This window comes from Nitrosomonas communis (assembly GCF_001007935.1).
Lineage (GTDB): Bacteria > Pseudomonadota > Gammaproteobacteria > Burkholderiales > Nitrosomonadaceae > Nitrosomonas > Nitrosomonas communis.
In genome coordinates, this window is sequence record NZ_CP011451.1 from 1,478,420 (window position 1) to 1,492,871 (window position 14,452).

17 protein-coding genes are annotated in these 14,452 nt (G+C 45.1%); 10 read left to right on the forward strand and 7 right to left on the reverse strand.

The genetic code is table 11. From position 1 onward, the window contains the following. Nucleotides 1-15: 15 nt before the first annotated feature. Nucleotides 16-990, reverse strand: coding sequence for a LysR family transcriptional regulator (locus AAW31_RS06720; protein WP_046849656.1), 975 nt, complete (start codon nucleotides 988-990; stop codon nucleotides 16-18). A 176-nt stretch (nucleotides 991-1,166) separates the two neighbouring features. Between AAW31_RS06720 and AAW31_RS06725 the strand changes: the two genes are divergently transcribed. The 5 genes from AAW31_RS06725 to AAW31_RS06745 all read left to right on the forward strand — a co-directional run bounded on the left by AAW31_RS06725 (nucleotide 1,167) and on the right by AAW31_RS06745 (nucleotide 5,901). Beyond that, a complete protein-coding gene (locus AAW31_RS06725; protein ID WP_046849657.1) occupies nucleotides 1,167-2,642 on the forward strand; it encodes a ribulose-bisphosphate carboxylase large subunit in 1,476 nt (491 codons plus the stop codon). Between the two features lie 21 nt (nucleotides 2,643-2,663). Then, nucleotides 2,664-3,098, forward strand: coding sequence for a ribulose bisphosphate carboxylase small subunit (locus AAW31_RS06730; protein WP_046849658.1), 435 nt, complete (start codon nucleotides 2,664-2,666; stop codon nucleotides 3,096-3,098). Between the two features lie 270 nt (nucleotides 3,099-3,368). Continuing rightward, nucleotides 3,369-4,298, forward strand: coding sequence for a CbbX protein (gene cbbX / locus AAW31_RS06735; RefSeq protein ID WP_046849659.1), 930 nt, complete (start codon nucleotides 3,369-3,371; stop codon nucleotides 4,296-4,298). Between the two features lie 36 nt (nucleotides 4,299-4,334). Further along, entirely contained in the window at nucleotides 4,335-4,676 is a 342-nt protein-coding gene (locus AAW31_RS06740) for a hypothetical protein (RefSeq protein WP_046849660.1), read from the forward strand. Nucleotides 4,677-4,716: 40 nt separating this feature from the next. Beyond that, nucleotides 4,717-5,901 carry a class II fructose-bisphosphate aldolase gene (locus tag AAW31_RS06745; RefSeq protein ID WP_046849661.1) on the forward strand — a complete coding sequence of 395 codons (1,185 nt, stop codon included), beginning with the start codon at nucleotides 4,717-4,719 and terminating at the stop codon, nucleotides 5,899-5,901. Nucleotides 5,902-6,020: 119 nt separating this feature from the next. Here AAW31_RS06745 and AAW31_RS06750 read toward each other — a convergent pair whose 3' ends face one another. From AAW31_RS06750 to AAW31_RS21210, 4 genes are all read right to left on the reverse strand, one after another. Next, the gene (locus tag AAW31_RS06750) at nucleotides 6,021-6,464 is read right to left on the reverse strand and encodes a hypothetical protein (protein WP_046849662.1); all 444 of its coding nucleotides are present in this window, start codon (nucleotides 6,462-6,464) and stop codon (nucleotides 6,021-6,023) included. A gap of 285 nt (nucleotides 6,465-6,749) precedes the next feature. Beyond that, nucleotides 6,750-7,979, reverse strand: a complete 1,230-nt coding sequence (locus AAW31_RS06755; RefSeq protein ID WP_046849663.1) for a lysophospholipid acyltransferase family protein — start codon at nucleotides 7,977-7,979, stop codon at nucleotides 6,750-6,752. Nucleotides 7,980-8,216: 237 nt separating this feature from the next. Then, nucleotides 8,217-8,660 carry a hypothetical protein gene (locus tag AAW31_RS06760; RefSeq protein ID WP_046849664.1) on the reverse strand — a complete coding sequence of 148 codons (444 nt, stop codon included), beginning with the start codon at nucleotides 8,658-8,660 and terminating at the stop codon, nucleotides 8,217-8,219. Further along, nucleotides 8,657-8,821 (reverse strand): hypothetical protein, encoded by a 165-nt coding sequence (locus AAW31_RS21210; protein ID WP_158441417.1) that lies wholly within the window; start codon nucleotides 8,819-8,821, stop codon nucleotides 8,657-8,659. Before AAW31_RS21210 ends, AAW31_RS06760 begins: the two co-directional genes overlap by 4 nt. Before the next feature lie 42 nt (nucleotides 8,822-8,863). On the opposite strand from AAW31_RS21210, the gene AAW31_RS06770 reads away from it, so the two are divergent. Beyond that, nucleotides 8,864-10,419, forward strand: a protein-coding gene (locus AAW31_RS06770; protein WP_144412869.1) for an IS3 family transposase whose coding sequence is annotated in 2 segments (ribosomal slippage) — nucleotides 8,864-9,323 and nucleotides 9,323-10,419 — 1,557 coding nt in all. Because the reading frame shifts where the segments join, the coding sequence is not laid out codon by codon here. Here the strand turns inward: AAW31_RS06770 and AAW31_RS06775 are convergent. Next, a complete protein-coding gene (locus AAW31_RS06775) occupies nucleotides 10,370-10,828 on the reverse strand; it encodes a zinc ribbon domain-containing protein (RefSeq protein ID WP_200899730.1) in 459 nt (152 codons plus the stop codon). The two genes, AAW31_RS06770 and AAW31_RS06775, sit on opposite strands and share 50 nt — an antisense overlap. A 279-nt stretch (nucleotides 10,829-11,107) precedes the next feature. On the opposite strand from AAW31_RS06775, the gene AAW31_RS23490 reads away from it, so the two are divergent. Both AAW31_RS23490 and AAW31_RS06780 read left to right on the forward strand, forming a co-directional pair. Next, the gene (locus AAW31_RS23490) at nucleotides 11,108-11,239 is read left to right on the forward strand and encodes an integrase core domain-containing protein (RefSeq protein ID WP_144413044.1); all 132 of its coding nucleotides are present in this window, start codon (nucleotides 11,108-11,110) and stop codon (nucleotides 11,237-11,239) included. A 75-nt stretch (nucleotides 11,240-11,314) separates the two neighbouring features. Then, entirely contained in the window at nucleotides 11,315-11,701 is a 387-nt protein-coding gene (locus AAW31_RS06780; RefSeq protein ID WP_046849665.1) for a hypothetical protein, read from the forward strand. A gap of 162 nt (nucleotides 11,702-11,863) precedes the next feature. Here AAW31_RS06780 and AAW31_RS06785 read toward each other — a convergent pair whose 3' ends face one another. After that, on the reverse strand, nucleotides 11,864-12,061 hold the full coding sequence (locus AAW31_RS06785; protein ID WP_046849666.1) for a transposase: 198 nt from the start codon (nucleotides 12,059-12,061) through the stop codon (nucleotides 11,864-11,866). A gap of 221 nt (nucleotides 12,062-12,282) precedes the next feature. Here AAW31_RS06785 and AAW31_RS06790 point away from each other — a divergent pair, with 221 nt between their 5' ends. Both AAW31_RS06790 and AAW31_RS06795 read left to right on the forward strand, forming a co-directional pair. Then, nucleotides 12,283-13,032, forward strand: coding sequence for an IS5 family transposase (locus AAW31_RS06790; protein ID WP_082110355.1), 750 nt, complete (start codon nucleotides 12,283-12,285; stop codon nucleotides 13,030-13,032). Continuing rightward, a complete protein-coding gene (locus tag AAW31_RS06795) occupies nucleotides 13,017-13,538 on the forward strand; it encodes a hypothetical protein (RefSeq protein ID WP_187426938.1) in 522 nt (173 codons plus the stop codon). Before AAW31_RS06790 ends, AAW31_RS06795 begins: the two co-directional genes overlap by 16 nt. Nucleotides 13,539-14,452: the final 914 nt, after the last annotated feature.

The following is a 14,452-nucleotide window of genomic DNA, read 5'->3' on the forward strand; positions in this document are numbered from 1 at the left end:
CTGGAAAAAACGATGTTATCCACTGGATTTTATACCGCTCCCATTTATTACCAGCGGATAATGGCCTGTGATGGCATGGCGGCAGGATAAGTCTTCCAGAGAATGATGTGCCTGGCGCAAATAGTCCAGGAAAGTTTGCGCCACAATCGATAATTGCTTGCCAGATGGATATGCAAAATACCAATGCCGTTCAATTGGAAAACCTTCGACATCTAATACTGCGAGCTGCCCCATCGGCGCATCCAATGCCAGGGTATGGCTGGATAATACCGCGATTCCCAAATGTCCGACAAGCGCTTGCTTGATGGCTTCATTGCTACCCAATTCAATGCGAACCTTTAGTTTTTTATTGTGTTCCGAAAAAAAACGTTCAGTCGCCATGCGTGTTCCCGAACCAGGCTCGCGCATTATGAAAGGCTCATCACAAATGCGATCGATACTGATGTTCTTGTGATTGACTAGCGGATGATCCGCAGCCGCTAGCACGACTAGCGGATTATCTAAGAAAACCTCTGCCACGGCATCAATCCCTTCCGGAACTTGACCCAGGATGTAAAGATCATCCTGATTGTTGGTTAATCGTTCCAGAACGCGCTCGCGGTTGGTCACTTTTAACGCTACATCAATGCCAGGGTAATTCTGGCAAAACATGCCTAATAATCGCGGTGTGAAATATTTGGCGGTCGTTACAACCGCAAGCCGCAATTTCCCGGATTTAAGGCCTTTCATGTCCGACACAATCATCTCGAACCGGGAAAAATGCTCAAAAATACTCTGGCAAGTCTCATACAGCTCTTTTCCCGCATCGGTCAGATAAATTTTTTTACCTATCTGCTCAAACAGCGGTAAGCCAATATCATCAGTCAGCTTTTTGATTTGCATCGACACAGTCGGTTGCGTCAAGAATAATTCTTCAGCCGCACGAGTGAAGCTATTCAAGCGTGCAATAGCTTCAAAAACCTCCAATTGTCGAAAGGTGCTGTGGCGCATGGAATTTGAATTCTCCTTTTCATATTTCAATAGATTATTGTCTATCGATACTATCAAAATAATTGATTATTATTTATGATTATGTAATTGTATACTTTTTTTGAACCGCAGGTAAAAAATCCTCCTGACTCTAGCAATCTACCGCGCGGGTTCATTTAAATTACTTGGAGATAACCATGGCTTCAGAAACTATTAAAGAAGGAAAAGAACGTTATAAATCCGGTGTAATCCCCTACAAAAAAATGGGCTACTGGGAACCGGACTATATTCCCAAAGACACCGATGTGATTGCGTTGTTTCGTGTCACACCACAAGAGGGTGTGGAACCGGAAGAAGCAGCCGCAGCCGTCGCTGGCGAATCCTCAACTGCAACCTGGACTGTGGTTTGGACCGACCGTCTAACAGCGTGCGAGTTATATCGCGCTAAAGCATATCAAGTTGATCCAGTTCCTAATACTGGGCCAGGTACCAAAACCGAACAGCAATATTTTGCATATATCGCCTATGACTTGGATCTGTTCGAGGAAGGATCGATTGCAAATTTAACCGCTTCCATCATCGGTAACGTATTCGGCTTCAAAGCAGTGAAAGCATTGCGGCTGGAGGACATGCGTATTCCGGTTGCCTATCTCAAAACATTCCAAGGACCAGCAACTGGTATTGTGGTCGAACGTGAACGCTTAGATAAATTTGGCCGACCATTACTCGGCGCCACAACCAAACCGAAGTTAGGGTTATCCGGTCGCAACTATGGTCGAGTGGTTTACGAGGGACTCAAAGGCGGCCTCGATTTCATGAAAGACGATGAAAATATCAATTCGCAACCTTTCATGCACTGGCGCGATCGCTTCTTATTCTGTATGGAGGCAGTTAATAAAGCATCAGCCGCTACAGGTGAAGTCAAAGGGCATTATCTCAATGTCACGGCAGCTACCATGGAAGACATGTACGAACGTGCTGAATTTGCCAAATCGCTGGGCTCGGCCATTATCATGATCGATTTGGTGGTTGGTTACACGGCCATCCAATCGATGGCGAAATGGGCTCGCAAGAACGATATGATCTTGCATTTGCATCGTGCTGGTAATTCGACTTATTCCCGGCAAAAAAATCATGGCATGAACTTCCGGGTCATTTGTAAGTGGATGCGCATGGCCGGAGTTGACCATATTCATGCTGGAACCGTTGTCGGAAAACTGGAAGGAGACCCACTCATGATCAAAGGTTTCTACGATACCTTGCGTGAAACCAGAACCGAGAAAAATCTTGAACATGGCCTGTTCTTTGATCAAGAATGGGCATCCTTGAGAAAAGTGATGCCAGTGGCATCCGGTGGGATTCATGCCGGCCAAATGCACCAATTGCTCGATTACTTGGGTGAAGACGTGGTGTTGCAATTCGGTGGCGGTACTATCGGGCATCCACAAGGCATTCAAGCAGGCGCAACCGCTAACCGCGTAGCACTCGAAGCCATGATCATGGCGCGTAATGAAGGCCGCGATTATGTCAAAGAAGGACCTGAAATTCTCGCCGAAGCAGCGAAATGGTGTACGCCATTGAAATTGGCATTGGATACTTGGAAGGATATCACGTTCAACTATGAATCCACCGACACCGCAGATTTTGTACCTTCAGCCACTGCCAGTGTTTAATGGGTTAAAGGAGAAAATATCATGATGACAAATCCAGGCAATCGTCTCACACAAGGGCAGTTTTCTTTTCTGCCGCCGTTAACGGATAAACAAATCTCAGCGCAAATCAAATATGCGTTGAACAATGGATGGGCAATCGGTATTGAGTACACGGATGACCCTCACCCGCGCGATACCTACTGGGAAATGTACGGTAATCCAATGTTTGATTTGAAGGATCCTGCGGGGATACTGATGGAAATCAACAATTGTCGTAAAACATTTCCCAATCACTATATCCGGGTAACTGCTTTCAACTCTACACGTGGTTTTGAAAGCCCGACCATGTCTTACATTGTCAATCGACCTGAAAAAGAACCTGGTTTTGGTCTGATTCGTCGAGAAACGGCAGGTAGGAATATTCAATATTCCATCCATTCTTATGCAACGGATAAACCGGAAGGAGAACGTTACTAAAATTGTTTCAACCCTCTCTTTACTTTGAACATGTAAAGGGAGGGGGAGAATAATGATACTTTCGTATTGCACAGAGAAATAAACGCGTGTTCGATTACTTTTATTGGGGAGGCAGTATGAAACGAGAATCTAAATACCTCAGAACTACTGAAAATCTTTCGGTTGATTTGGATGCTGAATTCCATAAGTCGATTGAAAAAACAAGTTATATTTGCGTTTGTTACTTAAGAAAATACTCAGAATCTAATTATCTTGCCTAAAGGACTTATCATGGCTGAGCAATCTAAAATTCTAAAAGCGGATGAACAGTCCGTCGATTTAGATGCAGAATTTCGAGAATCCAACATACGTGAAGTACTGGATAAACTGGACCGCGAATTGATCGGATTAAAACCAGTCAAGGCTCGTATTCATGAGATTGCAGCATTGTTACTCGTGGATCGCGTCCGCAAGCGACTCGGATTATCAGCGGGCGCTCCAAGCTTGCATATGTGCTTTACTGGTAATCCTGGTACCGGCAAAACGACTGTAGCATCGCGCATGTCTGAAATTCTGCATCGCTTGGATTATGTGCGGGAAGGACATTTGGTTTCGGTAACACGAGATGATCTGGTTGGTCAGTACATCGGACATACCGCTCCGAAAACCAAAGAAGTGATTAAACGGGCCATGGGTGGGGTATTATTTATCGATGAAGCCTACTATCTCTACAAACCAGAGAATGAGCGCGATTATGGAGCCGAATCTATTGAAATTCTGTTGCAAACAATGGAAAACAATCGTGATGACTTAGTGGTTATTTTGGCGGGTTATAAAGATCGGATGGATAAATTTTTCCAAAGCAACCCAGGTATGCGATCACGGATCGCGCATCATATTGATTTTCCTGACTATGGCGTCGATGAATTAGTCGCAATAGCCAAGTTGATGCTAGCGGCCCAAAACTACCGCTTTAGTCCAGATGGAGAAAAAGCATTTATCGAATATATCCGGTTGCGGATGGCCCAGGAATTTTTTGCCAATGCCCGCTCGGTAAGAAATGCACTGGATCGGGCTCGTCTACGCCAAGCTAATCGATTGTTTACAGGAGGCAAAAAAACACTCACTAATATTGACCTGATGACCATTGAAGCAGAGGACATTAGAGCCAGCCGAGTTTTCCTCGAAGGAAAAACGGATACTGCAACCGGTCCTGCTTAAATACTATGTAATCACACACCATGGAATCGTGACGAGATGGATGATACCTTAATGCATCCATTACGCATTTTTCCCAAACAGATCAACGCGGTTTGCTATAACCAGGTCCGTTTGGCTTTGTTGCGAGCAGGCGGCCCGTTGCGTGTTGCATTACTTCAGCATCGCGGCTTGGAAGTCATTCTGGATAAGGAAATGTGGTTATGCGTCGATAGTACTGCTGACGATCAGCCGGTCATGGCGTGGCGGGAATTCAAAATTCGCGGAAGAAACAATTTACACTTACCGATCGCATGTGAATTGCAATTATACCATAGCTGTGCGGGGCTTATTATGGGATCCGCGCTGGATGATCTGGAACAAGCTCTCGAAAAAATGTGATTCATTAAAGATAAAATACTAATCGATTCCAGAGGACAATATGCCGTTAGTTGATATGCGCGATATGTTAAAACATGCTTATCAAAACAACTACGCAATTGGTGGTTTTGGGCTGGTAAGCTTGGATTTTCTGGAAGCCATCATCATAGCCGCCGAGTCTTGCCGTTCTCCTGTCATTCTTAATCTATCTGAACCACTCTTCGATCGACATGATTTTAAATTGATTATGCCAGCTGTCGAGCGGGCGGCACAGCAAGCCAAGGTGCCCGTCGCAATCCATTTTGATCACGCCCAAACACCTGAATCAATCTCTCAAGCAATTAGCCTGGGATGCAATAGCGTCATGCTGGATGTTTCCGCGGAAACGTTTACCGTCAATATCGCCCAAACTAGCCGCGTTGCAGAAATGGTACACGCATGCGGCGCTGCAATCGAAGGCGCACTCGGTTTTGTTGGTGGTGCAGAAGGAGAAAATGCAGTAAACCATTTGGGCGAAGCTTGTTTTACACCGGTTGCAGAAACAAAAGCATATGTTAATCGTAGCGGTGTAGATTTCTTGTCCGTTTCAATTGGCACGCGGCATGGCCGCCAGCACCGCCACACCAAGCTCGATCTCAAACGCCTGAAGCATATCAATCAAGAAATCGGAATTCCACTCGTACTTCACGGCGGCAGCGGTTTGGCTGAAGACCAGTACCACAAATTAATTTTGAATGGCGTTGCAAAAATCAATTGCTATACCGAACTTTCGGATACAGCTGCAGCAGTTATTCGTTGCAATGTGCAGGGGCATGCTACAAAAGGTTATATCGAAGTGCTACAGGGTATTAAAGATAAACTCATTGAGCGCATCAAAATCTTTATGCACCTATGGGGTTCCTCTGGCCGAGCAGCGGAAGTACTCATGCAATGCCGTACTTGGCAACTAGCGGAACAAATTGTCATTTTTCAGGTTGAAAAGTGTCATTTACTACAGATCAATATGTTAATTGAACATGGCCAGGAACAATTAAGCTCTGTGCCAGGTGTGCGCCAAGTTTTCTCCGGCTGGTCCATTAACGACCCCAATCAGATCCACATCTGCTGGCGGGTACAATTTGTTCATCATGATGTCATCAATCATTGCAGCCAAGTTATCAATGATTGTATTTTCAGCCTACTATCAAACTCAGCCAATCCAAAACTGAGCATTGCATTCTCTCCATCCATATCTAAAATGCTTTAAAAGATCCCATATCGACTCTTGAAATTTCCAAAAGAACCTAATTCTCTCCCTTTTCATTAACTATTGGGGCAAAGTCATTTGTATTTAATTGCATCGATTATCTATTAAAAACTGAACGATTATTTGGAAGAAGCAAATCTGCCTCTCTCCATCTGCTCCTCCCACAAAACTGGCGTATCAACCACCAAATCGAACAGCGTAATGTGATTTGGCAGCGCATCATCCAAAATGGCTGCCACAATATCCGGCGCAAGCATAGTCAAGTTAACCATCCGGCTCACATAACTGTTATCGACCCCTTCCCAAGCAGCTATTTCCCTCAAAGATTTGACTTCACCCGATTCCAGCATATTAAGCCAGCGATGCCCTCTGGCCAGAGCCAACTGCAACGGTGTCGCCGCAGTATCCCAGTGTCGAGCCTTTGCAATTTCGCCATTGGGCAACGTGACCAACTTGCGCCCACTGCGGCGTTTGATTTGAATCGGTACGGACAGAGTTAGTCTGCCATCGCTTGCCTGGATAATATCGGGCTCGCCTGTTTTGTTGATTTGGATATTGCTCATACTAATGCCTCCTCTCGCTGTGCAATTGGCTTCGGACTCATTTCCAGCACGAGTCGCTCAATGCCGTTGGCACGAAGCCGAACTTCGAGATCGTTAGGTGATACGATTACTTTTTCAACCAGAAGCTTTACGATACGCGCCTACTCCGCCGGAAACAATTTTAGAGGAAAGGAGATTCGCTTGCGAATATCCCTGAAAGAGTGTCTCTTACTCGACATTCTTTTGGTGGCTTGCGTAGCGCCGGGCTAGTTCCTTACAAAAAGAGCGCCAAACGGCGCTCTTTGTCTATAAATACTGTCTCCCCGTCAAAAACCGCCAAAGCGCCACATATTTAAACACCGGCCATTCGCACTTCGACGAGGCTTTATAATACATAACGCCGCAAGTGAACAACAACCCGGTCGAGCGGTGGCTGCCCATTCGATTGATTTCGGAAAGCATAAAACGCTCCGTCTTCTCGCCGCCAACCAGCTCCAGACGGTCGCAATAAAGCCTAACCAGCGCGTTATTCATTAAAAAATTCCGTTTTCTGCCCGTGGTCTCAAACAAGTTGATCCCTTTTCCCGAGCCCATGTCGTCTGCGGTGATCGGCCTTTTGTTGTCCTTTTTCCAAACCGGAATTTGTTCTTTTATGTACTCCCGCTGCCACAAATCCCAGTCCAACACATTGTCAAAAAACGCATCTTCACCCGTGAAAAACCCGGTATCTCCGAGCGTTACCTTGTACCCGCAGGTACAAAAATAGTCGCTTTTATCGCTTTGCATCGTGCCCACCCTGTGGCATTTCGGGCAGATAAACAGCGCGTTTTCCAGCCCCTCCGCAAGCGCTTTCCCGCGATAACGCTTGAGGTTTTTCCGCTGCTCCTCATAAGCGTTGACATATAAGTCCTTTGCAATCGCCGCGTTGATCTCGTCAACGCTCATACGGTCAAGTTCTTCGCGCGTATACTCTCTTACAGCCCTGCCCTCAGTCGTCCCACGCCGAGGATATTTCGCCCACACCGGATCACACAGATACCCGCCGTCAATCCGGCAGGTGATCAACCCGCCGGTGCACTGCTTGACCAATTCGCCGGTGCGCGGAGAAAAATACCCACTCTGCCCATTGATCGAGACTACCCCTTCGGGAAACATCGCCACGCTGATTCCGAGTTTCAAATTGAGCTCGATATTTTCGACCGTTTCATCCGCACTCGCGCCTTTTTTGCGCGGAATCGGATTGAGCAAAAACGTGAACAACTTCCCCGCAGGCCCCTCAGTCCATTGCTCGGTCGCCACATACCGAATATAATCGGGAAAAATCAAAGTCGCAAAAAACGGATCGCAGTTGTGTGTGTGGTTAATCAACAGCAAAAACGCTTTTTCTTTCGACTGATATGGCAAAAACTTATATTTATATTTCTTTTTGATATATGCGCCCAGCGTATGCCGAAAAAATTCCTGCATCGCCCGGTTGCGTGATAACCCCTTGGTCCAACGCGTTACGTCGTGTTGGTTTTTCACGAGTTCAGCCATAAAAATTTCCCTTTAAAGATGTGCCACGAATCAGACGGGATTGAAAAGACCCTGGACCTGCGCAGGTGAACGTGGCGGCGCTCGGGAGGACAAGCCGAGATAGTCAAGAATTTTAGTGATTGCACCAGATTCCAGGATGGCGGCGATGAGCTTCTTCAGCCCTCACTGAAGGCAGTATTTAATGCCAATATCGAGCATAAGCTTTACTGATCATTTTTTCAAGATTCTTTTCCCAGTTCATGGCGTTAGAACTCTTTTGACACGCTCCCTCTGCTCCTCCCACAGCGCCGGCGGATCAACTGCCAGATCGAACAAGAGAATGTTATCTGGCAAAGTATCATCCAGAATCGCAGCAACGATGTCCGGCGCAAGCATAGTCAGATTCACCATCCTACTCACATAACTGTTATCGACCCCTTCCCGAGCAGCAATCTCCTTCAGCGATTTGACTTCACCCGCTTCCAGCATAGCAAGCCATCGGTGACCTCTTGCCAGGGCCAATTGCAGCGGTGTCGTCGATGCGCCCCAAGGCTGATCTTTTGCAATTTTGCCATTGGGCAACGTGACCAACTTACGTCCACTGCGGCGCTTGATCTGAATCGGTACAGACAGAGTTAACCTGCCGTCGCTTGTCTGTAGAATATCCGGCTTCCCTATTTTGCTGATTCGGATATCGCTCATGCCAGTGCCTCCTCTTTCTGCTCGATTGACTTCGGACTCATTTCCAGCACCAGCCGCTCAATGCCGTTGGCACGAAGCCGTACTTCTAGATCGTCGGGTGATACGATCACCTTTTCAACCAGAAGCTTTACGATACCCCTATGTGTCAGGATACCTTTCACCGCAGTTGAAACCTAAAAACTTGAAGGGCGAAGTGAGAGGACATGAAGCAAAAGAGTTATTCAAAAGAATTTAAGGAATCAGTCATCAAGAAGATGATGCCACCCAATGCGGTATCTGTTCCCCAATTGTGTAAAGAAACAGGCGTATCTGATGTTACGCTGTATAAATGGAGAAAAGAATACAGGAATAGGGGGATCGCAGTGCCGGGAGATAACAGTAAAGCAGATGACTGGACAGCAGAAGATAAGCTGGCGGTTGTAATAGAAACAGCTGGTTTGAATAGCGCACAACTGAGTGAATATTGCCGCAGTAAAGGCTTGTACTCAGAACAGATTGATCAATGGAAAACGGCAGCACTGTCAGGGTATCAACGCCATGCCCAGGCTGAGAAAGAAAAGAATCGCTATCGTCAGGAAGAGCGGAAGCAGATAAAGCGTCTGGAAGCTGAACTCAGACGCAAAGAAAAAGCACTGGCAGAAACAGCCGCGCTGCTGGTGCTGTCAAAAAAGTGCGAAGCCATCTGGGGGGTGAGCGAGGAAGATTGATCTGCGCGCAGGATCGTCAGATGGCCATACAATTAATAACAGAAGCAGTGAATCAAGGTGTACGGCAACGATTGGCCTGTGAGGTGATCGGCATCAGCAGCCGCACGCTGCAATACTGGCATCACATTGGCCTGGAAGATCGTCGGCAGATAGTCGAGAAAACGCCTGCCAATAAACTCAGTGAGCAGGAAAGAAAGCATATCCTCGACGTTTGTAACAGTAAAGAATTCTGCAGCCAGACACCTAAACAGATTGTCCCTGCCCTAGCAGACAAAGCTATTTATCTGGCGTCAGAAAGCAGTTTCTACCGCATTTTACGTAATGCTGGCCAATTGCATCGCCGAGGCCGTACGGCCAATCCAGGCACGACAAAGAAACCGACAACCTATATGGCAGATGGACCCAATCAGGTGTGGTCATGGGACATTACCTATCTGGCCAGTACGCTCAAAGGCGTATTCTTTTACCTGTATCTGTTCATGGATATCTATAGTCGTAAAATTGTAGGCTGGGAAGTCTATGAGAATGAATCATCGGAACGAGCTGCTGATGTTTTGCGAAAAACCCGGTTGACTGAAGTATTACCCATCCACCAGAAGGTGGTATTACATTCAGATAATGGCAGCCCGATGAAAGGGGCCACCATGCTGGTAACAATGCAGAAGCTGGGTGTTGTTCCATCATTCAGCCGCCCTTCGGTGAGTAACGATAATCCGTATTCAGAGGCATTATTCAAAACTTTGAAATATACACCTGCTTATCCATCCAAACCTTTTGAAAGTCTTGACGAGGCACGCCAATGGGTGCTGCATTTTGTTGACTGGTATAACCACTGTCATCGCCATGGCGGCATAAAATATGTGACACCAACACAGCGCCATCATGGTGATGATGTGACTCTTCTTGAACAGCGAAAACGTCTCTATGAGGAAGCGAAAAAGAAGCATCCGGAACGTTGGTCAGGCGAAACCCGAAACTGGTCACACGAATCAACAGTCAGGCTTAATCCCGGTAATACGCAACCAAAAACCACGATGGAAAAGGTTGCTTAAATAATGTATTCAGGCGAAAAGTATGTTGACACCTACCGATACGCGTCTGCTCGGCCGGAAACAATTGTTCCCAAATGGCGTCAAGCCGCTTCATCGCTACCGTGACTTTGGCCTCATCCAAGGCCGGATCGAGCTTGATTGCCTGAGGTAGCACCTCCCCTATCAATTTTGGTGAACGCAAGATTGCACGCAACTGGTCGAGCACCGCTGATTCCAGTTCTGCATCAGGCAGCCGCGGCAATCCCGATACTCCCGCATGTTCCTTGGCGTCGCGCTGTGGAATGTAATAACGATAGCGCCGTCCGTTTTTCTTAGTTGTGTGCCACGGTGATAAGGCTCGTCCGTCATTGCCAAACACAATACCTTTAAGCAGATACGGTACCTTTGCTCGTGTATCGTTGCCACGCACGCGTCCATTTGTAGCAAGGAAAGGTTTTGAACTGGCGCTTGTTAAATACCTTGGATACTGGCTCCCGTAACCAAGCTTTAGAAGCAGCCATTCAGGACTATGGTTGTCTGCACCGATCAGGACGTTCAGTTCACCAGCGAGGCATTTACTTCGATATTAAAGTAGCATCATATCCAGATCAGTATGGATGGTAAGGTTGGCTACTATGATAATATTTTTGTTGAGCAATTATGGCGGGTAGTTAAGTACGAGCTTTCTTATATCAGATAATTCAATGAACTGAAGGAGGTAAGGCAGAATTTATTCATATGGTTTGAATGGTACAATCAAGAACGATTTCATCAAAGCCTTGACAGCTTTACGCCTGATAAAGTCTACTATAATTCTCAAAGAATCAATCAGGTTGCCTGAATCTGTTTAGCTACACATGTCAGAGCTTAACTTTCTTTCAGGTTATCCAGTCAGTTATAGGGAGCCACTTCAATTATGGACTTAGAAGTAGGAAAGTTAGATGCGCTAAAATTTCTAACAAAGCACTATATTGATAATGTTTGGATATCTACCAGTGTACATTTAGTTACGCTCGGTTGGTTATTTTCTTCTGAGCAAATACACATGCTTATAAAGGAAGAGCTTTTTATACAAATTGGCTTGACATGTATTTTGTTAGTGCTTGAAAGCCTTCGTTGGTTTGTAAACCGGCCAATTTATCGTCGTATAAAATTTCTAGAAATGCATGTGGCAGAAAAAATCAGTATAGAGCTTGCGGATGCCTATACCATCAAACCCTATAGGTTTATATGTAATGAACTCTTGATCTGCTTGTTAACTCTTTTTTCAATAACCTTTATATGGTTTTATCCATATTTATGAAACATGAATGCTGCGGTATGTGCCTTTTATGATAATCCTATTGATTCACATATATTAGCTGTTTAGGCGGTGGTAACAACTGTCACTTATTATCAGAACCGAATCCAGCAGCCTATCATTTTGCGAAACAGATTTACTTATCACTACGCAATTCCTTCATCTTTAAAAGCATAGAAAGGGTGCGCTCAAATATCCCTCGGCAGTGATTTCCCTGTTCCTGTATTCTTTTCTCCATTTGTACAGCGTAAGATCAGATACGCCTGTTTCTTGACACAATTGTGGAGCAGATACTGCATTGGGTAGCATCCTCTTCTGGATGACTGATTCCTTCAATTCGTGCGAATAACTCTTTTGCTTCATGGCCTCTTGCTTTGCCCTTCAAGTTTTTAGGTTCCAGCTGCGGCGAAAGGTAACCTGACACATAGGGTGGTATACGAGGAGATTAAGCCAAGTAACCAGACGATAATCATAATAATCGCAATAATTTCTAGGGTCTGTTGACGTTTTAAGATAAGTATTTCATAGGTAAAAACAAACTCGTAATATTGGGGTTCCCATACCACCAACAAAACGAGTTTGCGATGCCCCGAATGATGCTCAATGATGAGTACTGGTCGAAGCTGGAGAAGATTCTGCTTCAAGAATCGATTTATAACAAGCGCAATCTGCGCATGACGGTAGAAGGCATACTGTATCGAATGCGGGTTGGCTGTCCATGGCGCGATCTGCCCCGGGTGTTCGGCTGCTGGAATTCTATCTATAAAAGATTCAATGCATGGTCATTGAGCAGGAAATGGCTCAATATTTTCAAAGCATTGGCTGTTAATCCCGATTGGGAATGGAGATTTATGGATGGCAGTTATGTTAAAGCGCATCAACATAGTGCGGGAGCAGCGAGTCAAGAATCGCAGGCTATCGGCAAAAGTCGTGCAGGCAATACCACCAAGATCCATTTAGCGGTTGATGGTTATAGCTTGCCAGTTGAGTTTGAAATCACCGGTGGAGAAGTCAATGACTGTTCTGCCGCACCTGATTTGATTGCCAGGTTGCCTGACGCAAAAACAATCGTTGCGGACAAGGGCTATGACAGCGAATGGTTACGGGAACAGATAACGAAGAAGGGAGCTCGGGCTGTGATACCGGGAAAGCGCAACTCGTTGAAGGGTAATGCAGATATGGATTGGGGTTTATATAAATACCGGCATTTGGTGGAGAATGCTTTTGCCCGGCTAAAGCAGTATCGGGCAATAGCAACGCGATACGACAAACTGAAGCGAAATTACGAGAGTATGGTAGCCATAGCGTGTGGATATCTGTGGCTACCTATGTGAAATGTCAACAGACCCTAGTAAAATGGAAAACTGAAAATCCTCAACCAGCTAAAATTTTTTCTAATAAACCAAGCCTAAAATGTAAAGTATGCGAGAAAGAATTGCTTGATCAAGAGGATAAAGGCGTTATCACGCTTTGGCATAGAATTCGCCATGATTACAACAAAGAACCACAGAAATTTGAGCATGTGTTTTGGACTTGTCGAGGTCGTTGCGACGATGTTCTTTCTCAGCACATCAGATCGCAAACTACAAATCTCATAGATGGATGGGAAGATATTTCTGATGTCATGATGCCAACGATTTTTATTAAGTGGGTTATGAGTATAATGAATGAAAAACGGGATGGAGTCATTTATTCTGACGAGGATTTTAACAGCTTGAAAGAGTTCTTATTACAAGTTTTCCCATATATATCTAGGCATCTCACAACAAATGAAGACAAAAGGGTAAAATCGCTAATAATGATTCCTGCATCCTTGGGTGGAATGGGATATGATATATAAATTACGTTGCACTTGGACTTTCATGCTCTAGATACCTCACAAGCACCACAGAGGAATTATTTCAATTTGCCACAAAAATAACACAATAAAATAATATATGATTGATTTATCAGACATAACTGAAGGTTCAATTCCCGCCGCCCCGCCAATACCAAAAACCAACCCTTCATCCGGTTGGTTTTTTTTATGCCTACTCTCGCGTGTTTGCGCGGGCTCGTGCGGATTCTTGTGGACTTCGAGATTGCATAAATCCCGACAAATCTGCTCACTTTTTCTCTCTTTGCGCCATTATTCTCTCCTACCCTACCCGTCATGTATAACCTGATCAGCTAAGAATGATTCAAAAAATATTTTCATAGTCCCATTTAACACAAATAAGCGCTGTGCAAAATACTGAGTAAATAACAAAACTAAACCGTCGATATGCTCTTCAAATTCTATACATTCTGAATCATTTTTAATTGATTAAGCCATAGATGCGAAGTCCACAAGTGCATATTTTTTAGATTATGAGAATTAATGAATTACGCGCGGACTAATCAAGCGGTTTATTTGCAGCATTGGTAGGCGGAGGAAACCGTTGCATTGATAAGACGGGCGCTCATGGTAATCTTGCTACCAGACCATCACGACAATCACTGAGACTGGAAATATAAATAGCGCAGAAATCTCAGTCAATCATTCGCTAGAAAATCGGCCTGCAAATATACAAGCTTCAGTTTCTCGAGTCATAGTCCGGGAGCCATGGCTCCAATTTAACGGCCTTGATAGAGTCAAGTCTTGCTCATTTACTCATTTACTCATTTACAATTAGGAAATCGGTTAGTATGCTTCTTTTTACGTATAACCTAGGTAATCTAGGTTATACCACTACATCCAAGTTTAACCGCAATCCCACATCAGATTGTGAAAAG